Annotated in this window: 21 protein-coding genes and 1 tRNA gene; 13 read left to right on the forward strand and 9 right to left on the reverse strand. The window is 61.9% G+C overall.

Features of this window, described 5'->3' with window-relative positions; all coding sequences use genetic code 11:
- Positions 1–159 precede the first annotated feature (159 nt).
- Positions 160–1,086, reverse strand: coding sequence for a helix-turn-helix domain-containing protein (locus tag MSIL_RS05415; RefSeq protein WP_187148706.1), 927 nt, complete (start codon positions 1,084–1,086; stop codon positions 160–162).
- A gap of 299 nt (positions 1,087–1,385) precedes the next feature.
- Here MSIL_RS05415 and gltS point away from each other — a divergent pair, with 299 nt between their 5' ends.
- Positions 1,386–2,582 carry a sodium/glutamate symporter gene (gene gltS / locus MSIL_RS05420; protein WP_012590089.1) on the forward strand — a complete coding sequence of 399 codons (1,197 nt, stop codon included), beginning with the start codon at positions 1,386–1,388 and terminating at the stop codon, positions 2,580–2,582.
- 1,202 nt (positions 2,583–3,784) lie between these two features.
- Here gltS and MSIL_RS05425 read toward each other — a convergent pair.
- From MSIL_RS05425 to MSIL_RS05435, 3 genes are all read right to left on the reverse strand, one after another.
- Complete coding sequence (locus MSIL_RS05425; RefSeq protein WP_012590090.1) at positions 3,785–5,209, reverse strand: FAD/NAD(P)-binding protein; 1,425 nt, start codon at positions 5,207–5,209, stop codon at positions 3,785–3,787.
- Positions 5,210–5,512: 303 nt separating this feature from the next.
- Positions 5,513–5,588 (reverse strand) — tRNA-Lys (locus MSIL_RS05430).
- 81 nt (positions 5,589–5,669) lie between these two features.
- A complete protein-coding gene (locus MSIL_RS05435) occupies positions 5,670–5,906 on the reverse strand; it encodes a DUF1467 family protein (protein ID WP_012590091.1) in 237 nt (78 codons plus the stop codon).
- A 301-nt stretch (positions 5,907–6,207) separates the two neighbouring features.
- Between MSIL_RS05435 and MSIL_RS05440 the strand changes: the two genes are divergently transcribed.
- Positions 6,208–6,795, forward strand: a complete 588-nt coding sequence (locus tag MSIL_RS05440) for a L,D-transpeptidase (protein WP_012590092.1) — start codon at positions 6,208–6,210, stop codon at positions 6,793–6,795.
- Between the two features lie 18 nt (positions 6,796–6,813).
- Here MSIL_RS05440 and MSIL_RS05445 read toward each other — a convergent pair whose 3' ends face one another.
- Positions 6,814–7,212, reverse strand: coding sequence for a gamma-butyrobetaine hydroxylase family protein (locus MSIL_RS05445; protein WP_012590093.1), 399 nt, complete (start codon positions 7,210–7,212; stop codon positions 6,814–6,816).
- A gap of 67 nt (positions 7,213–7,279) precedes the next feature.
- Here MSIL_RS05445 and moaA point away from each other — a divergent pair, with 67 nt between their 5' ends.
- The 7 genes from moaA (at position 7,280) to MSIL_RS20560 (ending at position 14,602) form a co-directional block, all read left to right on the forward strand.
- Positions 7,280–8,323: a GTP 3',8-cyclase MoaA gene (gene moaA / locus MSIL_RS05450; protein WP_012590094.1), complete on the forward strand. Its 1,044-nt coding sequence runs from the start codon at positions 7,280–7,282 to the stop codon at positions 8,321–8,323.
- A 298-nt stretch (positions 8,324–8,621) separates the two neighbouring features.
- Positions 8,622–8,834, forward strand: coding sequence for a cold-shock protein (locus MSIL_RS05455; RefSeq protein ID WP_012590095.1), 213 nt, complete (start codon positions 8,622–8,624; stop codon positions 8,832–8,834).
- Positions 8,835–9,366: 532 nt separating this feature from the next.
- Complete coding sequence (locus MSIL_RS05460) at positions 9,367–9,672, forward strand: hypothetical protein (RefSeq protein ID WP_012590097.1); 306 nt, start codon at positions 9,367–9,369, stop codon at positions 9,670–9,672.
- Between the two features lie 52 nt (positions 9,673–9,724).
- Positions 9,725–10,672: a class I mannose-6-phosphate isomerase gene (locus MSIL_RS05465; RefSeq protein ID WP_012590098.1), complete on the forward strand. Its 948-nt coding sequence runs from the start codon at positions 9,725–9,727 to the stop codon at positions 10,670–10,672.
- On the forward strand, positions 10,669–13,038 hold the full coding sequence (locus MSIL_RS05470) for a glycosyltransferase family 4 protein (RefSeq protein ID WP_012590099.1): 2,370 nt from the start codon (positions 10,669–10,671) through the stop codon (positions 13,036–13,038). The genes MSIL_RS05465 and MSIL_RS05470 overlap by 4 nt, the downstream gene beginning before the upstream one ends.
- Complete coding sequence (locus MSIL_RS05475) at positions 12,989–14,290, forward strand: glycoside hydrolase family 130 protein (RefSeq protein ID WP_012590100.1); 1,302 nt, start codon at positions 12,989–12,991, stop codon at positions 14,288–14,290. Before MSIL_RS05470 ends, MSIL_RS05475 begins: the two co-directional genes overlap by 50 nt.
- 147 nt (positions 14,291–14,437) lie before the next feature.
- Entirely contained in the window at positions 14,438–14,602 is a 165-nt protein-coding gene (locus MSIL_RS20560; protein WP_012590101.1) for a DUF3309 family protein, read from the forward strand.
- Positions 14,603–14,692: 90 nt separating this feature from the next.
- Here MSIL_RS20560 and MSIL_RS05480 read toward each other — a convergent pair whose 3' ends face one another.
- From MSIL_RS05480 to apbC, 4 genes are all read right to left on the reverse strand, one after another.
- Positions 14,693–15,769, reverse strand: a complete 1,077-nt coding sequence (locus MSIL_RS05480) for a sensor histidine kinase (RefSeq protein WP_012590102.1) — start codon at positions 15,767–15,769, stop codon at positions 14,693–14,695.
- Between the two features lie 175 nt (positions 15,770–15,944).
- On the reverse strand, positions 15,945–16,136 hold the full coding sequence (locus MSIL_RS05485) for a hypothetical protein (RefSeq protein WP_041367658.1): 192 nt from the start codon (positions 16,134–16,136) through the stop codon (positions 15,945–15,947).
- Entirely contained in the window at positions 16,118–16,402 is a 285-nt protein-coding gene (locus MSIL_RS05490) for a GlsB/YeaQ/YmgE family stress response membrane protein (RefSeq protein ID WP_012590104.1), read from the reverse strand. The genes MSIL_RS05485 and MSIL_RS05490 overlap by 19 nt, the downstream gene beginning before the upstream one ends.
- 29 nt (positions 16,403–16,431) lie before the next feature.
- Positions 16,432–17,526 carry an iron-sulfur cluster carrier protein ApbC gene (gene apbC, locus MSIL_RS05495; protein ID WP_012590105.1) on the reverse strand — a complete coding sequence of 365 codons (1,095 nt, stop codon included), beginning with the start codon at positions 17,524–17,526 and terminating at the stop codon, positions 16,432–16,434.
- Positions 17,527–17,700: 174 nt separating this feature from the next.
- Here apbC and MSIL_RS05500 point away from each other — a divergent pair, with 174 nt between their 5' ends.
- From MSIL_RS05500 to MSIL_RS21205, 4 genes are all read left to right on the forward strand, one after another.
- Positions 17,701–18,585, forward strand: a complete 885-nt coding sequence (locus tag MSIL_RS05500; RefSeq protein ID WP_012590106.1) for a transporter substrate-binding domain-containing protein — start codon at positions 17,701–17,703, stop codon at positions 18,583–18,585.
- A gap of 183 nt (positions 18,586–18,768) precedes the next feature.
- Positions 18,769–19,635, forward strand: a complete 867-nt coding sequence (locus MSIL_RS05505; RefSeq protein ID WP_012590107.1) for an NAD(P)-dependent oxidoreductase — start codon at positions 18,769–18,771, stop codon at positions 19,633–19,635.
- Positions 19,636–19,778: 143 nt separating this feature from the next.
- Positions 19,779–20,069 carry a GlsB/YeaQ/YmgE family stress response membrane protein gene (locus MSIL_RS05510; protein WP_012590108.1) on the forward strand — a complete coding sequence of 97 codons (291 nt, stop codon included), beginning with the start codon at positions 19,779–19,781 and terminating at the stop codon, positions 20,067–20,069.
- 383 nt (positions 20,070–20,452) lie between these two features.
- Complete coding sequence (locus tag MSIL_RS21205; RefSeq protein ID WP_012590109.1) at positions 20,453–20,647, forward strand: hypothetical protein; 195 nt, start codon at positions 20,453–20,455, stop codon at positions 20,645–20,647.
- Positions 20,648–20,821: the final 174 nt, after the last annotated feature.

Consider the following 20,821-nt stretch of genomic DNA (forward strand, 5'->3'; position numbering starts at 1 on the left):
TTTATGAAGCTTTGCCAACCGGATGGCGAGGCCGCTGGCAAGCGAGTCGCCCGCTTATACAATCCGTCGCCGGGCCTGGCATCGGCAATTCATCCCAACGCTGTGCTGACGATCCTGATTGCTGTGCCGCAAGCCGCAAGGCTCCCTGCTGAGGCCCCCTCAGGCATGAAGGCTGCGAAGGACGTCGCCGAGACGATCGATCGGGGCGCAAACGAGGGGTTTGGCGGCGGCCAGCGGGGCTAAAAAGCCGAGCGCCCCGGCGCTCCGCGCGTCGCTGGGACTATGGCCGAATTCTCGACGGAAGGACCGGCTGAAGCTCGACGGATCGGCAAAACCCAGCGCGTCGGCAATGACGACAATCGGGCGCCCGTCGGCCGGATCGCGCAAGGCGTCCTGCGCCCGGATCAGCCGCGCGCGCTGGATCGCCCGACTGACCCCGCCCGTCGGCTCGAACAGCCGGTAGAGCCGCGAGCGGGAGACGCCGAGGGCGCGGCAGAGAAATTCGGGGCCGAGGTCCTTGGCGGCGAGATTGGCCGAAATAATCGCATCGGCCCGCTCAAGCACAGTCGCAGCGATGGCGCCCTCCGCCGCGGCGCGCAAATCGGCCGCCGGCGTCAGGCAGGCGGCGATCATCGCCCGCGTCGCTTCGACGATTTGCGGCGCGTCGGCCTCGGTTACGCCGGGCAGCCTGCGCTGCAATGAGAGCAGATAATCGGCGAGAATCGCGCCGAGGCCGACGTCGGCGATGACGTCGGGCGCGGCGTCGAGCAGGCTGGAGAGGCCGCGAAACAGGCTTCGCGGCGCGAACAGGGACAGCACGTCGCGGTCAGCCGCCGCCCCTTCGAACGGGCGCCCGAGCGACCGCAGTCCGATCAGCCTCGAGCCATCGCGGCCGGCGTCGCGGACGACGACGAGGCACCAGTGATCGATCGGATCCTTGCCAAGATGGCGCCAGGCGCGCGCATGTCCCTCGCCCGGCATCAGGGCGTGCGTCAGCGCGAAGGCGCCAAGGCTCCACACCTGTTGATCCGCCGCAAATCCCTGCTCTTTCCCTTCGAGCCGCTGGATTTCGACGGTCGACGACATAAATTCGCGCCACGCGCCGAATTGGTCAGTGGACGGGAGATCTTTGGTAGAAAAGGAAAAATGCGGAACAGCAGTCTTCGAAGAATCGAGCGTTTCGGCCCTGGCGGCGTAAGAGCTGTCATCCATGCTCGATTTCTCTCGATATCCGTTCTTGCCAACTATACACGCGACAAGCTTTGCCTTACAAGCCGGGCGCCTGATTTGTCCGATCCGCTGCTGGCGAGACGACCCAGCTGCGCCAATCCATTCGCCGGCGCCGCCAGGCGCTTCCTCCCCTCATGCAAGGCAGCCGATCTCCGATGAGAGTCATTGAAGCCTCGGGGCTCCTCACCTTCACCCTTGCGATCGTCGTGTTCTTTATCGGCGCCGGCCTCAATCATTTGATCGCGCCGCTGCGCCGCTGGAACATTCCCGAAGCGGTGACGGGCGGACTGACGGCCGCGCTCGCGACGCTCGTCGCCTATCGGGTGTTCGGCGTCGAAATTCATTTCAGTCTCGACGCGCGGGACATGCTGCTGTTGTATTTCTTCACCGGCATCGGCCTCAACGCCAAGCTTGGCGATCTCGTCGCCGGAGGGCGGCCGCTTCTCGTGCTGCTGGCGGTGACGCTTGTCTATCTGGTGATCCAGAATTTGATCGCGGCGGGCGCGGCATCTGCCCTGCGTCTCCCCGAGGGAATCACTGTGCTGCTCGGCTCGGCTTCGCTGATCGGCGGCCATGGCACGACCATCGCCTGGGCGCCTCTGATCACGGAGCGCTTCGGGCTCGCCAACGCGATGGAGATTGGCGTCGCCTCCGCGACGCTCGGCCTCGTCATCGCCAGCCTGATCGGCGGCCCCGTCGCCGGCGTCCTGATATCGCGCTACAAGCTCGTCGGGCCGATGAATGAGGCGCCCTCCGTCGGCCTGCCCGACGATACGAAACTCGACGACCTCAACCACGTCAATCTGCTGCGGACGATTCTCGTTCTCAACATCGTGATATTGATCGGCTTTCTGGCGCATGAAGCGCTGGTCGAAGCGGGCGTGCGCATGCCGCGCTTCGTCGTCTGCCTGCTGGTCGCAATCTTGTTCACAAACACCATCCCGCGCCTGCTGCCGCGCCTCGATTGGCCCTCGCGCAGCCGCTCGCTCGCGCTGATTTCCGATCTGTCGCTGAACGTCTTTCTCGTGATGTCCTTGATGAGCATGCAGCTCTGGACGCTCGGCGGCCTCGGCCCGGCGCTGGTCGCCGTGCTCGCCGCGCAGACGATCGTCGCGGTGATCTATATGTTGTTCGTCGTCTTCCCGGCCATGGGCCGCAACTATGAGGCGGCGGTTATCGCGGCGGGATTTGGCGGCATCAGCCTCGGCGCCACGCCGACCGCCATCGCCAATATGACGGCGATCACCAAGGTCCATGGCGCGGCGCCGACCGCATTCATTATCTTGCCGCTCGTGTCGGCGTTTTTCATCGACATCGCCAATGCGGGCGCCATCGGCTTTCTGGTGCGCTAGCGGCGCAGCCTTAAAGGGGGTTAGCGCTTAGGCTCGATGCGGAGTTCGCCATTTGTTGTGGCGCGGGAAAGCGTTGAGTTGGGTTCGAGCACGCTTGAGTTCGCAGCGCTCAACGCAGAATCGGGAGTCGGTCGCCCGACTCCCGTTCCGTAATAGGACGGTGTTATTTGGAAGATAACAACGCGCCCTCATGAAAGACGCCTAAGCGGCGGGCGCAGTCCGAGAGGGCAATGCGCGTTCGGGCCTAACTTCTGAAGCTTCCTCACGGTCGACCCCTACTGAGCCGAACGCACAACCAATCTCCAAATAGCGCCAGAAAGGGAACGGCATACAATGCAGCGTGGTCTATAATATATTATTTAATGCTATATCGGAAAAACTCACATAATAATGCAGAAATAGATAAAATCATATTAGACAATATCTTTCGAAACTCGAAATTACTTCAAATTCTAATGCGTTGTCATTCTAACATGAGCATAACGTGGCATAAGTCGAATGGTTCATTATTCTTTTATCGGCGCGGATATTATCTGAGATTTACTGCACAGACAAATGTATACGCTCGTATTGGTTGTATTTTACACTTGATTTTGATAGGACAACCATCAAGCTTGCTTCCGCCAGTGAGCTGGACCAGCGCAGACCGCCGAGGGCTGGAGTGCCAGCTGGCGATCGTTCGCGCGACGCGGAACGAAAAGAAGCCGGACGAATGGTCCGGCTTTTCAAGTCACTTGGGTAGGAATTAGCCGCAGCCCGCTCACCGATGGGAGGAACGTCGCAGGGCCGCCGGCTCAGGCAAGGTGACAGGTACACCCTACCCTAGCTATAGCCCATAGAGACTAACGGAACCGGCGGGATTGCGACGCATCTTTGGATTTGCGTGTGTTTCGAGCAAGTGATCTCGCCCAAGGTTTTATCGAGCTGATCGATAGTTTCTTGGATATCTGCCGGCCGGACGTCTCTCCACAACAAGGGTGATGCGACCAGCGGGCGAGCCTGTGGACAGCGGGCCGCTGAGGAACGCGCGCCTCCTGGAGCCGGTTGGCGAAATCAACATCTGGTCTGGCGTCCTTCTCCGCTGGGGATCGACGCCGCTCCGGCCTGGACCAAGGCCGCCGCCCGAGCCTCAGCGTTAGCGTCGATTAAGCTATAAATCGCGGGCGAAGGAGGCAGCGGCGCATGCGCCAGCAGGGGCGTCATTAAATGCCGCCGCCAATATCAAGGAAATCCGCTGTCGTAAGGGACCGCGCCGCGGACGGCAGGCTCATTTGCGTCACCAGGCGCTCGATCTGCAGGTTGATCTCCGGCACAGCGGTGATTTCCCACCATGCGGGGCGGGTGAGCGGCCCCAGCGCGAACAGCCAGGGCGAGGCGTTGCCGGCGCCATCGACGACAGCGCAATCGCGAGTCTCGAGCCCGACGCCCAACGCATCCGGCACGGCGAGACGGCGTTCGCGCAGGTCCGCGATCAGCGGATTGGCGATTTTGGCGAAATCCCCGCCTGGCCCGGTGCAATTGATGACATGGCCGGCGCCGAAGTTGCGGGTCGCCCCATTTCGCAGGCGCAGCGTGACGTCGACCAGCGGGCCGGCCGGTTTATAAGCGGCGATCCGCCCGGCTAGAATTTCCAGCGCGCCGGAGTTCTGGAGCTGATTCAGCGCCTCGGTGACGCGGGGCGCCATGCGGTGGCGATGCACATCCCAGCGCGGCCGCAAATGGCGCAGGAATTGGCGGCGGTTGAGTTCGCTCCAGCCGTTCCAGATGCTGGCGACGGCCGGACGCGCGGCGTCGAAGACGCGCTGCCACACGACGCCCTGGGATTCGGCGCGAGCGACTTCCGCGCGCAGCATTTTGGTAAGTGCGAGGGGAGAGGCCGGAATCTTGTCGTGCAGAAACTCCGGCCATGCGCCGCCGGCCTGATGGGTGCGCGGCACGAGGCCGCGGCGCGAGACCGCGACCATCTTGCCGCGATGGCCTTCCTGCGCCAGCCGCAAGGCCACATCCACCATAGTCAGGCCGGTCCCGATCAGCAGCAGCGGTTCGCCGGGGTCGATATCGCTGAAAGCGTCTATCGCCCACGGATCGGGGATGAAAAATCCGCTGTCATAGAGCCAGGGATCGGGGCCGCCGGGGGCGACCGGCGGAAGGTTGCCCATCGCCAGCACAACGAGATCCGCTTTGATCTCCCGCCCATCGGTCAGCAGCACGCCACGCGAGCCGCCGAGCAGGCGCACCACCTCCCCCCTCACCGAGGCGAGGCCGACCAGCGCCTTGGCGTCGAGCGCGGCGGCGACCTGTTCCTGGATATAATCGCCAAACAGGCGGCGCGGAACATAGGCCGCCTGAAGATCAAGCCCGCTTTCCACCAGCGCCTCGGCGATGGAGGCGCGGCGGCTCGCGAGCCATTCGGCGAATCCCGGCGAGAGGCCGATTTCCATCCGGCTGACGGGCACGTTGAGCAGGTGATTGGGCCCGCAGGCGCCATAGGCGACCCCGCGCCCAAGCTTCCGTTTTGGCTCCGCAATGATAATGCGCCAATCCGGGCGGCTTCGGTGCAACTTCAGGCCGAAGATCGCGCCAGTGAAACCGCCGCCGACGATAACAACCGTTTTCGTGGCGCTCACGGCGCCGGGCCCGTCGTGACAGACAATTCCCGCTCCCGCCGTTGTCTCATGCCGCCATCACGGACGGCGGCATGCATAAGCTCCACTTCCCTCAGCATGGCTGCGGCGAGGGTCGAATCTGGCTGATTTCGCAGGCCATCAGAACATGGGCCCCGGGAGCGGGCAATTCTTTGTTCACGCGTAACTCCAGCTATCCGCGCGGCAAAATAGCGCGCGCGCCCTGGTTCGCTCGCGGACGACAGCGCCGCGAAACGCACGGCTTCAGGCGCCAAGAAATTTACGTCGTGAAAACAGTGCGCTACTTGGTGAGCGCGATGGGACTCGAACCCATGACCCTCTGATTAAAAGTCAGATGCTCTACCAACTGAGCTACGCGCTCCCTTGAGGAAGCACGCGTCAAGTAACCTTATCGGCCCTGAGCGTCAATAGAACCCGCGCGCATCGCGCCGAAACCGCGGCCTCAGGCGTTGGCGAAATGGGCGAACACGACCAGCGCGGCGAAAGCGGCCGCGGCGATCGCCGTCGTCCAAAGCGCCTTGGCGAACAGGCGCGGCGCGACGGGAGCGCCCGGATCGGTGCCTTTGACAATTTCCCCGGCTTCGCGTTGCGAGGTGACGCCAAAGGGCAGCACGGCGAAAAGAACGACAAACCAGATCACGAAAAAAATCGCGATCGAAAGGGGCGTCGAAAAAGGCATGGTCTGGTCCCAGCACGGGAATTTAAGTCGCCCGCAGCTTCGTCCTGCCCGCCCCTGCGCATCTCATCCTGGTCGCAGGGCCGAATTGGAACTTTCGCGCCGACCATAGCGGCCCGGCCGACAGCCGGCAAATCCCGCACGGATGTTGCCGCACGGTTACGGCGCTTGAAAAAAGAGGCGGCCGTGTCGGCTGCGGCGACCGGCGCATTGCCTCGAGCCGTCCTTGACCGGAATATGGCGAGAATGCAGCGGCCGTCCCGCCCGCTTCCCTTCGATCGCCGATTTTGAGGACTCTTGATACATGCATGGTCGCCTTGCAGCCTTGGCCGGCGGATTGCTGGCGCTTGCCCTCCCCTACTGCCCCGCAACCGTTCTTGCCTATGAATATCAATCATCTGCATCAACCTATGGCCAGGACCCCGCCGAACTCACAGCGCGCCCTCGACCGACCGCGCCGCCGCGCGAACTCGTGCCCTACGACGGAAAATATACGGCGGGCACCATCGTCATTTCGACGCAGGAACGGCGCCTTTACTACATTCTTCCCGGCAATCAGGCGGTGCGATATGGGATCGGCGTCGGTCGTCCCGGCTTCACCTGGAAAGGAGACAAGACGGTCGCCATGAAAAGAGAATGGCCGTCGTGGCGTCCGCCCGCACAAATGCTGCGCCGGCGTCCCGACCTGCCGCGCTTCATGGAAGGCGGCCCCGACAATCCGCTTGGCGCCCGCGCCATGTATCTCGGCGGCAGCCTCTATCGCATCCACGGCTCGAACGAACCGCAGACGATTGGACAGGCGGTGTCGTCCGGCTGCATCCGCATGACCAATGAAGACGTCGTCGATCTTTATGATCGCGTTCGAGTCGGAACGAAGGTCATCGTCCGATAGCATGGCCGCGCGCAGGTCTCAGGCTTGGCCGGAGCGATCGCGGTCAAGACCTTTGGCCTTGAGCTCGGCTTCATAGGCCGCCCATTTTTCCGAAAAATGGGCGCCAAGATCGAACAAATAATCCCAGGTGAAGATGCCTGTCGTGTGCATGTCGTCAAAGCTGAGGCGCACGCCATAGGATCCGACCGGATCGACGCCGATGACGGCGCAATTGCGCTTGCCGCCAATCGTGACGCGATCCTTGGCGCTATGGCCTTGCACCTCCGCGCTCGGGCTCATCACGCGCAAATATTCGGCGGCGAGCGCATATTCGCCGCCGGCCTCGAAATGAATGTAAAGGATGCGGCCATTCTCCCTGAGCCGCAATTCGCTTGGCCAATGACCCGACACTTTGACCCCTTGAGAAAGTTTTTTCATGCAACCGACTGAAGGCGCTTTATATATGTTCCAGTCTGTCCGATCTCTCTTCAGCGCAAGCGTCTAAATGTCAATTTTTACACCGATCGCCAAAGCCTCCGAGGGATCCTCTCAATCGCCGCTCGTCGATCCATTCGGGCGCCTGATCTCCTATGTGCGGGTTTCCGTAACGGACCGCTGCGATATGCGCTGCGTCTATTGCATGTCGGAGGACATGAATTTCCTGCCGAAGCGCGACATTCTGACCTTCGAGGAGCTCGATCGCCTATGCTCGGCGTTCGTCGCGCGCGGCGTGCGCCGGCTGCGCATCACCGGCGGCGAACCGCTGGTGAGGCGGGGCGTGATGGGCTTGTTCCGTTCCCTGTCCCGCCATCTCGACTCCGGCGCGCTCGAAGAATTGACGCTCACCACGAATGGCTCGCAGCTCGCCGGCCATGCCGCCGATCTCGCCGCGGCCGGCGTGCGCCGCCTCAATCTCTCGCTCGATACGCTCGATCCGGCAAAGTTCAAGAGCATTACGCGCTGGGGCGACCTTGCGCAGGTGCTGCGCGGCGCCGACGCCGCGCAGGACGCCGGCATCGCCCTGAAGATCAATATGGTTGCGCTGGCGGGCGTCAATGACGACGAGATCCCGCGCATGCTGGAGTGGGCTCATCGGCGCGGGGCCGATCTCACCCTGATCGAGGTAATGCCGCTTGGCAAAATCGAGGCCGAGCGCGCGCATCAGTTTCTTCCCCTCAATGTCGTCGAGCGGCGCCTGTCGGAGCTCTATACGCTGCAGCCGATCGACCATCGCACCGGCGGCCCGGCGCGCTATGTTCGCGTCGCGGAAACGGGCGGCCGCCTTGGCTTCATCACGCCGCACACCCATAATTTCTGCGAGGGCTGCAACCGGGTGCGCGTCACCTGCACGGGAACGCTCTATATGTGCCTCGGGCAGGAAGACGCGGCGGATCTCCGCGCGCCGCTCCGCGCTTCGCCGTCCGACGAGCTGCTGAATGAGACGATTGCAGCGGCGATCGCGCGCAAGCCCAAGGGGCATGATTTCGTCATCAATCGTCGCGGGGCAAAACCGGCCGTGACGCGGCATATGAGCGTCACCGGGGGATGAAATAACGGCCCCCCGCGCCGGGTCCTACAGGGCAATCGTCGCGGCGGGAAATATTTGCGCGGCAGCCAAATATCGAAATAAGGCGCCAGCCAAAGCAAGAATCGGCAAATAAATAAAGATATCGTGCTTGTAAATTTATCATCGTCGGATCATATTGGGTTTATCGATGGACGGCCTGATACTTGGCCCTGAGTAGGTCAAATCGGAGCCGCGCTGATAATTCTCATTTGAAAATTCAGTTTTCGATTGTCCGCGCGAGCGGGTACAACTTCATCTCTGTTTATGAAAGAGTTTCCTTGTGACTACGGGAACCGTGAAATGGTTTAACTCCCAGAAGGGCTTCGGCTTTATCGCGCCGGACGATGGCGGCAATGACGCCTTTGTCCATATCAGCGCTGTCGAGCGAGCTGGCATTGGAGATCTGCAAGAAGGTCAGAAGGTGGGCTTCGAGCTCGTCGCCGACCGCAAAAGCGGAAAAATGTCCGCGGACAATCTCAAGCTTCTGGGCTGAATGCGGCGTGCGGCCCTGGTTCGCCAGGGTCCGCCGGACAAGCATCACCCCGCAATGGCGACCACGGATGTACTGGTCGGCGCGCGGGTGATCGGGGCGGCATTCCCACCCGATGAGGCGCCGGAGCGTTTTCCGACCGAGTGATTTCATCAGGTCGAAATATGCTCTGGCCGTCTTGCTGGCCCCGCGCCTCACCAAGGCGGCGGGGCTTTTTGTTTGCCGGCCCTGATGGGGTCGGATTTCTCCTGGGAGGGACGCATGGCGAAAGAGCAAAAGCGCAGCAATCGCGAGATTCGAAAGCCGAAGAAGACAAAAGAAGCCGCCGCAGTCTCGCCGCTTCTGGCTAAAGGCATGACGACTTCGATCGGACTTCCCAAGAAAAAGGGCTGACAGCGCAGCCCGACCGTCGAAACGGCCACCCGAATTAGGCGCCTTCCGGTCGCAACCGGCGGGAGCCAGATGGCTTACGCTCGCGAATCCGGAATTTGCTGCGTGCGATTGGTCGCGCGCTGCTGAGAAAAGGCGGGCGATCATGCTGTATCTTGGCGGCCTACGCGGCGCCGGCATTCTGACCTATGGCGGCGAGACAGCCGGTCCCGCCGATTATGATTTTGACGGATTCCTGACGAAGAACGGCGAAGTCGCCGGATCTGGTGAAATCCGCATGTCTCCCAAGGCGTTGCGCGGAGCGTTCGGCCGCAAGGACCTGAGATTGCGCACCGAAGACGGCCGCGTTCTCAGCCTCCAATTTTCCGACAAGCAGCTGCGTTCGTCGAGCAACGCCGCTCACGTCGACGTCGCCGGCGAATTACCTCCCGCCTCCAATTGGCCGCGCTGACGTCTCTGACGTCGCATCGAGCCGATCTGAGCCGACGAACCAGGAGAACATCATGGCGATCGAATATGCGTCCGCTCGGATTGTGCATAAACCCTGGGGCAGCACCGATCTGCGGCCATGGAGCAAAATTCCCGCCGATAAAGCGGTCGGCGAGCTGTGGTTTCAGCGCGCCAATCTGAACGCGCCGGATCCGGCGCTTCTTCTCAAAATGCTCTTCACGAAGGCGCCGCTGTCGATCCAGGTTCATCCAGACGACGCCTTCGCGCAATCGATCGGGCTCGCCCACGGCAAAAGCGAGGCGTGGTATATTCTGTCGGCCGCGCCCGGAGCAAAAGTCGCCATCGGGCTGAAGCGGCCGGTCAAGCCTGCGCAATTGCGCAGCGCGATTGAGGACGGCTCGATAGCCGGGCTCATTCAATGGCGCCGCGTCGTAGCCGACGAGGTCGTCTTCGTTCCTGCCGGCGCTATTCACGCCATCGGCGCGGGGCTTGTGATTGCCGAAATTCAGCAAAGAAGCGACGCGACATTCCGCCTGTTCGACTACGGCCGAGGGCGGGAACTTCATGTGGACAATGCGGTGGGCGCCGCGCATACGGGCCCGGCAGAGCCTCAGCCCGCCGAAGAGCGCTTGTCCGACGCCCGGACGCTGCTCATCTCCAGCCCGCATTTCATCGTCGAACGGATCGTTTTGGCGCCGAAATCGAATTGGGACCTGCATGCGGAGCGCGAGACTTGGCTCTTTGGCGTCAAAGGCGACACTCAGATCGGACCGGTCAAGGCGATCGCCGGCGAAGCTGTTTTCATCGATGAAGACGACGCGGAGATAAAGGCTGGCGCCGACGGCTTTACGGGGCTGTTGACCTATCTCGGCCCGAAGCCGATCACCGACATTCTGCACAATCTCACCGACAAAAGCGCCAACGCCGCGGTTCGCGATCTTTCGCGGCCCCGCCAACCGGCCTTGCGCCCATCGAACCGCTTGACGGAGGCGCGGCCATGACCCGCCTCAGCCGCGTCGCCTTCATCGGCAATTCGCTTCCGCGCCGCTGCGGCATCGCCACCTTTACGAATGATTTGCAGCGGGCGATCGCGGCCGCATTCCCGGATTTGAAGACGCAGATCGTCGCGATGAACGACCGCGGCCATTCCTACGACTATCCGCCCGTCGTCGGCTTTGAAGTCAATGACGACAAGACAGACGACTACATCCGCGCCGCGGCCTTCCTGAACGCGGGCCAGTTCGATGTGGCCTGTCTCCAGCATGAATTCGGCATCTACGGCGACGAAGCGGGCAAGCGCATCATGGCGCTGCTGGGGCCCCTGACCATGCCCGTCGTGACGACGCTTCATACAATTCTGGCCGAGCCGACGCCGCTGCAGCGCGGCGTCATGGATCGGATCATCGCGTCATCGGCAAAGCTCGTCGTCATGGCCGAGAAAGGCCGGGAGCTGCTCCGCGAAGTTTACCAGGCGCCTGCGGAGAAGATCGAACTGATACCGCACGGAATCCCCGACGTCGCCTATGTCGAGCCGGATCAGGCGAAGATCAAATTTGGCTTCGGCGGCAAAGCCGTCATTTTAACGTTTGGTCTGCTTTCCCCCAACAAGGGCGTCGAAGTCATGATCGACGCCATGCCCTCCGTCCTGAAGCGCTGTCCCGAAGCCGTATATGTCGTTCTTGGCGCGACGCATCCAAATCTTGTCCGCGATCACGGCGAGGTCTACCGCGAGAGCCTGATCGAACGCGTCCGGGCGCTTGGCGTCGAGGACCATGTCGTCTTTCTCGACCAGTTCGTCGATCAATCGACGCTGCTCGAATTTATCGCGATGTGCGACGTCTACGTCACGCCCTATCTCAACGAAGCGCAGATGACGTCCGGCACATTGGCCTACAGCTTCGGGCTTGGAAAGGCGGTCGTTTCGACGCCCTATTGGCACGCGCGAGAACTGCTCGCCGACGGCCGCGGGCTGCTCGTTCCATTCGGCGACGCCGGCGCGACGGGCGACGCCGTAGCGGGATTGCTGACCGACGACGCGCGCCGGGAGGCCATGCGCAAGCGCGCTTATTCAAGCAGCCGATCGATGACGTGGGAACGGACCGCGGAGCGTTACGTCGAAGTGTTCAATTCCGCCCGCAAGGCGGATCGGCCAAAAATCGTTCTCCTGCCCGAGCGCAGCGCGATCGAGCGCGAAGCTCAGCCGCAGCCGGAGATGCAACTTAGCCATTTTCTCTCGATGTGCGACGACACCGGGCTGTTCCAGCATGCGGTTCACAATGTGCCCGACCGTTTGCACGGCTATTGCGTCGACGACAACGCCCGCGCGCTGCTGCTGGCTTGTGCGCTCAACGCGCCGGGCGAGCAGCGTCTGCCGGAGGCATTGTCGTCGCGTTTCGCCGCTTTCGTGCAGCACGCATGGAACCCCGACACGAAGATGTTTCGCAATTTTATGAGCTTCGATCGGCGCTGGCTTGAGGACCGCGGCTCAGAGGATAGCCACGGCCGTACGCTTTGGTGTTTGGGCGAGTGCGCCCGAAGCGACGCAAGCCCCTCGCGGCGGCGCTGGGCCGCCGCTTTGTTCATGGAGGCGTTGCCGACCGTCGTCAGCTTCCGATCGCCCCGCGCCTGGGGCTTTGCCTTGCTTGGCCTTGAGGCGTATTGCGCCGTCGCCGAGAGAAATCCGACCGCAATACGCATCCAGAGCGTCCTCGCCGACCGGCTGATGTCCCTTATGTCATTGACCGAAACGGACGATTGGGTCTGGTTCGAAGATGGACTCGCCTATGACAATGCGCGCTTGTCTCAGGCCTTGATCGTCACCGGACGTTCGACCGGCGCGCCCTCCTACGTCAAGGCGGGCTTGAGGTCCTTGCGCTGGCTCATGACGATCCAGACGACGCCCGAAGGGCTGTTCAGACCGGTCGGTTCAGACAGCTTCGGGGACAGGCGCAAGCCGCCGAAGGCGTTCGATCAACAGCCGCTCGAAGCTGCAGCGACGATCTCGGCCTGCCTTGCGGCGTGGCGTGCGGAGGGCAAGTCTGAATGGAAGGCCGACGCGGCGCGCGCATTCGCCTGGTTTCTCGGCCGCAACGATTTGTCCGCCCCTCTGGTCGACGTGGACACAGGGAGCTGCCGCGATGGCCTGCACCCCGACCGCCCGAATGAGAACAGGGGCGGCGAGTCCGTGGTATCCTACCTTCTCAGCCTCGCGGAAATCCGCCAGCTCGCCCGAATCAACGGGGACCGCATCAAGCCTGCGCCGCTTCTGCCCTGTCCGCCGAAACTCGCTGAAATCTCTCAAACAAGCCGAGGGCGCTTTGTCACAAGCCAAATTTCTCAACCGGCAGGCGCTGTATCTACGCCCTGATCCCGCACGGGTGGTCGTGCGGCCGTTCAAGCCGGCGACCGAGCCGCGCGATCTCAATCCCACCGACAAGACGCGCGCCAATCATATCGTAGAGCGGGTGCTCGCGCTCGATGTCGACACGGCCGCCCACCAGCTCGACGACGTTCTTGAGAATTTCAACGGCCGCCATCGCAACCTGCTGGAGACTTTCGAGGCGCGGGCCGACGAAATGGAAGACGCCTTCAGCGCGCATTCCACATTTAGCAAGATACAGCGCCAACTGGTTGGAGCCTATTTTCTGCACGAATATTCCTTCGAAGCGGCCGCCTTGTTCAATCCCAGCATTGTGTTGCATCCGGATCAATCCGGGGCGCCGGAGGGCGGCAGCCGCTTTATCCTCAGTCTTCGCGGCGTAGGCGAAGGGCATATTTCCTCGCTGACGTTTCGCTCGGGAGCCATTGCCGCCGATGGGGCCGTGAGCGTCGATCCGCCGGCGCGGCTCGCATCAATTCCAAAAGTGGCGAAGCGGATCCCCGGACCCTATGGCGATTGCGTTGACGTGATTTTCAAGCCGAACGAAGACATCAGCGAACGGGTGATCTTTCCGATCACCGAAACGCAGACGAACGGCATCGAAGACGCCCGTTTCGTCGAGTTTTCCGACGGCGGAAAGAAGACATTTTATGCGACCTATACAGCCTATAGCGGCGCGGCGATAAGATCTGAATTGTTGCAGACCTCGGACTTTGTATCGTTCCGGTTGTCGCCTCTGAAAGGCTCTGCCGCGCGCAACAAGGGCATGGCCCTGTTCCCCAGGAAGATCAACGGCAAATACGCCATGATCGGCCGGCAGGATAATGAGAATCTTTACCTTATCTATTCGGACGATCTATACGCATGGGACGGCGGCCAGCCCATTCTAAAGCCACGGTTTCCCTGGGAATTCGTGCAGATCGGCAATTGCGGATCTCCAATCGAGCTTGACGAGGGCTGGCTGTTGCTGACCCACGGCGTTGGCCCGGTTCGAAAATATTCAATCGGCGCGGTCCTGCTGGACAAGCGCGACCCCTCCAAAGTGTTGGCGCGCTCGCGCGAGCCGCTGGTCAGGCCCGACCCTTCCGAACGTGAGGGCTACGTCCCGAATGTCGTCTATACATGCGGGGCGATACGTCACAACGATCAGATCATTTTGCCTTATGCGATCTCCGACACCTTCTCCAATTTTGCAACGATGAAGATTGACGCGCTGCTGGCGAGCCTCGACAGGTCGTGAGCTTGGCAGGCTTCAAGTCCATCGGCGGCGCGAGATTTGTGGGAGCATCTCGCAAACCGCCGTTGAAGCTGGATCGGAGATAGCCTCAGCGAGCGGATAGATGCTAATCTAAGTTGTACCTACGCCCCTGCCTGAAAGGCCAGCATCATGTCGCTCGGACTAATCCTCGTTATCATTCTCATTATCTTTTTGCTGGGCGGGTTCAGCGGCCGCTTTGGCGGCTACGGATACGGCTTCGGCCACGGTGGCGTCGGCGTCATCGGCATCATACTGATTATTGTCATCGTTTTGCTTCTCACGGGGCGGCTTTAAGCCCCGCTGCGCCCGCGCGGCTTCGGTCGCCCTTAAAAGCCAGACGCCGCGCCGCCCGCGCGGCGGCGGCGCATTGGCGTGCGGGGGTCTTTACGTCGTCGGCGCCAAACGCGACGTGAAGGTTGCGCGCGTGATTGACACGCTCGTGCCAGTTGTATCGCTGGCAATTTCAATCTTAGCGTCGAGTTGTTGGGCGAGAGCGCTGACAATGGCGGTTCCGAGCCCGCTATCTGCGCTGCGCGCCTCGCCTGCGCGTTTTCCAACCCCGTTGTCAGCGACGGTCAGCTTCCAGTCTGGGCCTTTAATTTCATACTTCACGAGCACCCGCGCATCGGCTTTGTCAGTGGGGAAAGCGTATTTGATCGCGTTGATCAAAAGCTCAGTGACGATGAGGCCAATACTGACCGCATTGGCCGAATCAACCGTTCCCTCATCCGCCTCCACCTTGATCGCGATGGGCTGACTGTCGGCGACCATAGAGGCCGCCAGGCTGCTGCAAAGCGTCGACAGATAGGAGCTGACCTCGATCTCGCGCACGCCGCTCGAAGCATGGAGGTGCTTTTGCACCGCCGCGATCGACATGACGCGTTGATGGGCGTCCCGAAGATGAACGCGCGTTTCCTCGGAGGTGACGGCCCGCGCCTTCAAGAGCAGTATGCTCGCGATCATCTGCAGGCTGTTGGCGACGCGATGCTCCATTTCGTCAAGAAGGACCTGCTTCTGCCGCAACAGCTCCTGGGTCTGCTTGAGAAGTTCTTCCTTCTCGCGTTCGTTCGCGCGTCGGGCCGTAACATCTATGAAGGATAGCAGGATCGTCGCGTTGGAACTGTCGCTGGAAAGCACCTTTCGAGCGCCAAGCACCAGGATTTTGCGGCCGAGATTGGGGAAATCATGCGCGACCTCGAAGTCGTCCATCGTCGCTTGTTCGGGAAGAATCGTCTCCAAAAGCAGCCGAAGCGCCGGAATGTCCCATTCGCCTCCGCCTAACGCGTAGAGCGGACGGCCCAAGGTTTGCGCGGGATCGACTTTGAAAGTCTCGTAGAACGCTCGGGTGGCCTCGAGCACGCGAAATTGATCGTCGAGCACGACGAACGGCTCCGGAATCGTATCGATAATCGCTTGCGCAAGCGTCGGCGCGCCTGCCGAATTCCGAATTGAGTATGGCATGATGAGAAACGCTCGTCCGATTTGGCCCTCTACGGACGGTTTGAGAGGGCGTGCGGCCCGCACACCGCACAATAAGCCTTCAATCCGGCACACGCGAGATTTACACACGCCCGCCCTTGCTCAGCCTCGTTGCGCGCCGCCCATTCTCGCGGCGATCCTGATCCGGCGCGTTGTCTCAATCCAAAGAGCGCGCCAAGACTTGCATAAAGAGACTGACGGCGACAAGGCCAAGCCCGAGGCGCAAGGGACCTTTCAAGATCATCGCCGATCCTGTGATGCCGAGGACGCCCGAGACGAGATCGACCGCCGTCGAGAACGTCACGACCCGGCCCTCAGCCGTCGGCTTTGCTACCAGCGTCGGCCCCACCGGCCGCCGCCCCCACGCAGGAGGCTGATAATCAACAACAATATCAACGCGCCAATGGTGGCGTTCACAATCGCGGCGACGATGCCCGAGCCGAGATGGATCTTGAGCTGTGGCAACAACCAGCTGCCGATGAAGGCGCCGACGATGCCTATGATGAGATCGCCGATGATCCCGAATCCGGCGCCGCGGGCGATTTGACCCGCGAGCCAGCCGGCGACGACGCCAACAACCAATATGACCAGGAGACTTTCAGTCGACATGTGCATGTTCGCTTTCTCCAGGTCCGATGAAAAACCTACTCGATGATGATCTTCGGCGCGACGCGGGCCGCCCCTTTGTCCAGCTTGGCTTTGATTTGCGCCGCAAGCTCCCGATAGACCTTGGCGTGGGCGCCGCCCGGGTCGCTGACCACAATCGGGCGCCCCGCATCCGACTGTTCGCGAATGTCCATATCCAAGGGCACTTCGCCGAGAAAAGGCACGCCATAGCGCTCGGCCTCGCGCCGGGCGCCGCCGTGCCCGAAGATGTCCGAACGGCCGCCGCAGTGTGGACAGACGAAATAGCTCATGTTTTCGACAATGCCGAGGATTGCGACATCGACCTTGTTGAACATGGCGACGCCGCGCCGCGCGTCGATCAAAGCGAGATCCTGCGGCGTCGAGACGATCACTGCGCCGGCGAGCGCGACCGATTGCGCCATGGTCAGCTGCGCGTCTCCCGTGCCGGGCGGCATGTCGACAACGAGGCAGTCGAGCTCGCCCCAGGCGACGTCGCGCAGCATTTGCTGTAGGGCGCCCATGACCATGGGTCCGCGCCAGATCATCGCCTCCTCCTCGCCGACGAGAAAGCCGATCGACATCGCCTTGACGCCATAGGCTTCCAAGGGAATGAGCGTGCGGCCCTCGCTGCGCGGCTTGTCCTTGAGGCCAAGCAGCCGCGGCAAGGACGGCCCATAAATGTCGGCGTCGAGAATGCCGATCCGCCAACCGAGGTCCTTGAGGCTCAGCGCCAGATTGACGGCAGTGGTGGATTTTCCCACCCCGCCCTTGCCGGAGGCGACGGCAATGATATGGGCGACGCCCGGAATCGCCAGATTGCGGCCGGCTTGCGGCTTGGCGGCCGGAGGCGGCGGCGGCCGCTGCTCTGTTCTGTTCGCGGTGAGGCTGACAAGCGCGCTCGATACCCCGCGCAGCTTGCGTAGCGCGGTCTCCGCCGCGACCCGCATGGGCTCCATCGCGGCGGAGCGCTGCGGGTCGATCGAAATGGAGACGTAAACCTTGCCGTCACGGATCGACACGCCAGCGATCGCGCCCGATCGCGCCAGGGGCGTTTCGCCGTCCGGCCCGGGGACTGCCTCAAGCGCGGTAAGAACGTCTTGCTCGCTGGCCATATGCCGCATCGACTCCATTGCTGGCGGCGAGCGAGAAGGTCCGCCGAAGCATTTTGCTATAGGCGAATGCTCCGGTCCGTTCAATCGGGCGCCTCGACGAAGTAGAAGAATTCCAGACTGGCGCTGGACAGCCGCAGTCTTCCTGCCTCATATATCGGCGCGCTCCAAACTCGCTTGAACAATGCGCCGCATGGGGCGGCCCATCGATTTCTCCGGAGAGACGCCCTGTCTGCAAGCGACCGCCGCCCCTCCCCGGCCGCTCCTGGTCTCGCCGCTCTCGTCCGCTGTCTTGCGGCGATCGCGCTTGCCGTCGTCCTGGCCCCGCCGCTGCGGGCGCAAGCGCCGCCACAACTTCCGCCTAAAGAGCTCGTCATCGCCAGCGAAGGCGCGCGGCCGCCCTATAATTATCTCGACTCCAACAATGAGCTCGCCGGCTTCGAGATCGATCTCGGCCGCCTTCTCTGCGCGCGGATGAAGCTCCAGTGCCGCTTCGTGACGCAGGACTGGGACGGCCTCACGCCGGGTCTGCTCAATCGGCAATATGACGCGATCATGGCGGCGATGGAGATCACCGACGAAGCGAAAGAAAAGATCGCCTTCTCGAAACCCTATATCCGCATGCCGTCGGCTTTCATCGCCTCGATGCAAAGCGACATCAAGGATACGACGCCGGCCGGCCTCAAGGGCCGCAGCATCGGCGTCGAATCCGGCGGCGCGCATCAGAATTATCTCGACGATCTCTACAAGCAGTCGGAGATCCGACCTTATGCCACCCTTGAGGAAGCCATTCTCGACCTCGCGGAAGGGCGCCTCGACCTCGTCATCGGCGACAAGGACGCCATTTCCGATTTCCTGAAATCGCGCAAGGAGGGGCAGTGCTGCAAGATCGTCGCGGACGCCCCGCATGAGGCGGCCTATTTCGGAAACGGCGTCGGCGTCGGTCTGCGCAAGGAGGATGTCGCGCTGAAAGCGATGTTCGACAAAGCGATTGACGAGACAATGGCGGACGGCTCCTTCGCAAAGCTCCAGTCGAAATATTTCGACTACAAGATCAATTGACCTTCGTCGCGGCAGGCCGGCGCGCCTGCGGCGTTCGCGTCGCTTGAGCCGGCGGGGGCGAAAGCGCTAAGTTCGGTCGGCGCGCCTGTGCGACGGCTGTTCGGCGCGAGGCGGCGGCCCTTCCCCGAAACAGGCATTTCGAAAACCCGCCGGCGATCGCCGGCCCAGCAAAGTCAGGCGGCAATGGCGAAGATCGCTTTCCTTGGTCTCGGCGTGATGGGGTTTCCCATGGCCGGGCATCTTGCCCTGAAGGGCCACACGGTCACTGTCTACAATCGGTCAGCCGCCAAGGCCCAAGCCTGGGTCGAAAAATATGGCGGCGCCTCCGCGCCGACCCCAAGGGCAGCGGCGCAAGGCCAGGAGTTCGTGATGGCCTGCGTCGGCAATGACGCCGACCTGCGCAGCGTGGCTTTTGGCGAGGACGGCGCTTTCGCGGGGCTCGCCCAAGGCGCGATTTTCGTCGACCACACGACGGCGTCGGCCGAGGTGGCGCGCGAATTGAATGCGGCCGCGGCGGCGAATGGGCAAGGATTTGTCGACGCGCCCGTCTCGGGCGGCCAGGCAGGGGCCGAGAATGGCGCGCTGTCGATCATGTGCGGCGGCGATCGGGAACATTACGCCCGCGTCGAGCCGATTGTTGCAGCCTATGCCAAGGCTGTCCGCCTGATGGGTCCGGCGGGGTCCGGCCAGCTCACCAAAATGGTCAATCAGATCTGCATCGCAGGCCTCGTCGAGGCGTTGGCGGAAGGATTGCATTTTGCAAAATGCGCGGGGCTCGATCCGCAGGCGGTGGTCGAGGTCATCTCGAAGGGCGCCGCGCAATCCTGGCAGATGGAGAACCGCTCCAAGACGATGACCGAGGGCAAGTTCGACTTCGGCTTTGCGGTCGACTGGATGCGCAAGGATCTCGCGATTTGCCTCGCGGAAGCGCGCCGCAATGGCGCAAGGCTCCCGACGGCCGCGCTGATCGATCAGTTCTACGCCGAGGTTCAGGCCATGGGCGGATCGCGATGGGATACGTCGAGCCTGATCGCCCGGCTTGAAAGATGAAATTGCCCGCAACCTAAGCAGAGGTTTGGAGTTTGGCTCAGTGTTGCGCGCGTCCCGGCTGGCGGTCTGATCCGGCGAAGAGAAGCGCGCCGGATTCAGAAGTCGAAGCGCGGTAGTGCGCTGAGGCGAATTGCGAGGGCGGCATGTCAATTATTTATATCATCCTGATCGGATTCATCGCGGGCCTGATCGCCCGTTTTTTGTCGCCCGGACCGTATAATCCCTCCGGCTTCATCATGACCGTTTTGCTCGGAATCGCCGGCGCCTTCGTCGCAACCTGGCTTGGCCAGACGATCGGCTGGTACCGGTTGGATCAAGGGGCGGGACTGATCGGCGCGACCGTCGGCGCCGTCCTGGTCTTATTTGTGTGGCGCATGATCAAGGGGCGGTCGACGCCGGTTGAAGGGCCAAGCGGCGGCCGGCGCTGGCTTTAAATCGCGGTGATTGCGAATTGTATCCGTCGAAAATCAGGGAAGTGATCGACCGCTGAGTGTTGAGCGGGATGCGGGGCGGGAAAGCTGTCGCTGAATTTCCCGATCCCGCGTCTGCCCGATTTCGGCTGGGTAGATTATTCGGTCAACGCGAAACGGGCCAGATTCGGCGGCTCCAGATTGCCCCGAGTTTGGCCGCGCCTCGCCCGCGATGAAATACGGGCGGGGCATATCGGGACTGCGGGCATGGTTCAGAGACGCAGCGTCTAGCGGCGAAGGAAAAATCGGCGCGCTGCGAAAATTTGATTTCCTTTTTGTCCGTTTGCGAAAAGAATTCGGCCCAGCCGGAGCAGAAAAAGACTCCGGTGCAGGGAAGGATTGCTTTCATGAAGAAAATCATACCCGTATTGACGGCGGCTTTTTTCCTCGGCGGATTAGCCGCGGCGGAGGCGGCGCCCATTCCGAGCTCCAGCGTCACGACGATCACGAGCGGCGGCGACAGCTCCATTGTGACGAAGACCGCCTATCACAAAAAGAAGAATATGAAAAAAGTGCATAAAGCGCAGGGAAGAGGCCGCTAGGCGGCCGTAACTCGTCAGGCTGTGGCTTGAAGGCGCGGTTACCAAGGATTGAGACAAGCGCAGAGATTTCAAAATCGAAGCGGCCCCCGGAATTCCTTTGTTCCTGACTTGCGCCAAAATGTTCCGGAAAATCTGGCAAGCTTTTTCGGAACATGACTTAACATATCGATTTTA

This window comes from Methylocella silvestris BL2 (assembly GCF_000021745.1).
Lineage (GTDB): Bacteria > Pseudomonadota > Alphaproteobacteria > Rhizobiales > Beijerinckiaceae > Methylocapsa > Methylocapsa silvestris.

Excerpts from the sequence above, each read along its gene's own strand:
- MSIL_RS05415 (WP_187148706.1), bottom strand. The coding sequence starts at position 1,086 with ATGTCGTCGACCGTCGAAATCCAGCGGCTCGAAGGGAAAGAGCAGGGA.
- gltS (WP_012590089.1), top strand. The coding sequence starts at position 1,386 with ATGAGAGTCATTGAAGCCTCGGGGCTCCTCACCTTCACCCTTGCGATC.
- MSIL_RS05435 (WP_012590091.1), bottom strand. The coding sequence starts at position 5,906 with ATGCCTTTTTCGACGCCCCTTTCGATCGCGATTTTTTTCGTGATCTGG.
- MSIL_RS05440 (WP_012590092.1), top strand. The coding sequence starts at position 6,208 with ATGCATGGTCGCCTTGCAGCCTTGGCCGGCGGATTGCTGGCGCTTGCC.
- MSIL_RS05445 (WP_012590093.1), bottom strand. The coding sequence starts at position 7,212 with ATGAAAAAACTTTCTCAAGGGGTCAAAGTGTCGGGTCATTGGCCAAGC.
- moaA (WP_012590094.1), top strand. The coding sequence starts at position 7,280 with ATGTCAATTTTTACACCGATCGCCAAAGCCTCCGAGGGATCCTCTCAA.
- MSIL_RS05460 (WP_012590097.1), top strand. The coding sequence starts at position 9,367 with ATGCTGTATCTTGGCGGCCTACGCGGCGCCGGCATTCTGACCTATGGC.
- MSIL_RS05465 (WP_012590098.1), top strand. The coding sequence starts at position 9,725 with ATGGCGATCGAATATGCGTCCGCTCGGATTGTGCATAAACCCTGGGGC.
- MSIL_RS05470 (WP_012590099.1), top strand. The coding sequence starts at position 10,669 with ATGACCCGCCTCAGCCGCGTCGCCTTCATCGGCAATTCGCTTCCGCGC.
- MSIL_RS20560 (WP_012590101.1), top strand. The coding sequence starts at position 14,438 with ATGTCGCTCGGACTAATCCTCGTTATCATTCTCATTATCTTTTTGCTG.
- MSIL_RS05480 (WP_012590102.1), bottom strand. The coding sequence starts at position 15,769 with ATGCCATACTCAATTCGGAATTCGGCAGGCGCGCCGACGCTTGCGCAA.
- MSIL_RS05490 (WP_012590104.1), bottom strand. The coding sequence starts at position 16,402 with ATGCACATGTCGACTGAAAGTCTCCTGGTCATATTGGTTGTTGGCGTC.
- apbC (WP_012590105.1), bottom strand. The coding sequence starts at position 17,526 with ATGGCCAGCGAGCAAGACGTTCTTACCGCGCTTGAGGCAGTCCCCGGG.
- MSIL_RS05505 (WP_012590107.1), top strand. The coding sequence starts at position 18,769 with ATGGCGAAGATCGCTTTCCTTGGTCTCGGCGTGATGGGGTTTCCCATG.
- MSIL_RS05510 (WP_012590108.1), top strand. The coding sequence starts at position 19,779 with ATGTCAATTATTTATATCATCCTGATCGGATTCATCGCGGGCCTGATC.
- MSIL_RS21205 (WP_012590109.1), top strand. The coding sequence starts at position 20,453 with ATGAAGAAAATCATACCCGTATTGACGGCGGCTTTTTTCCTCGGCGGA.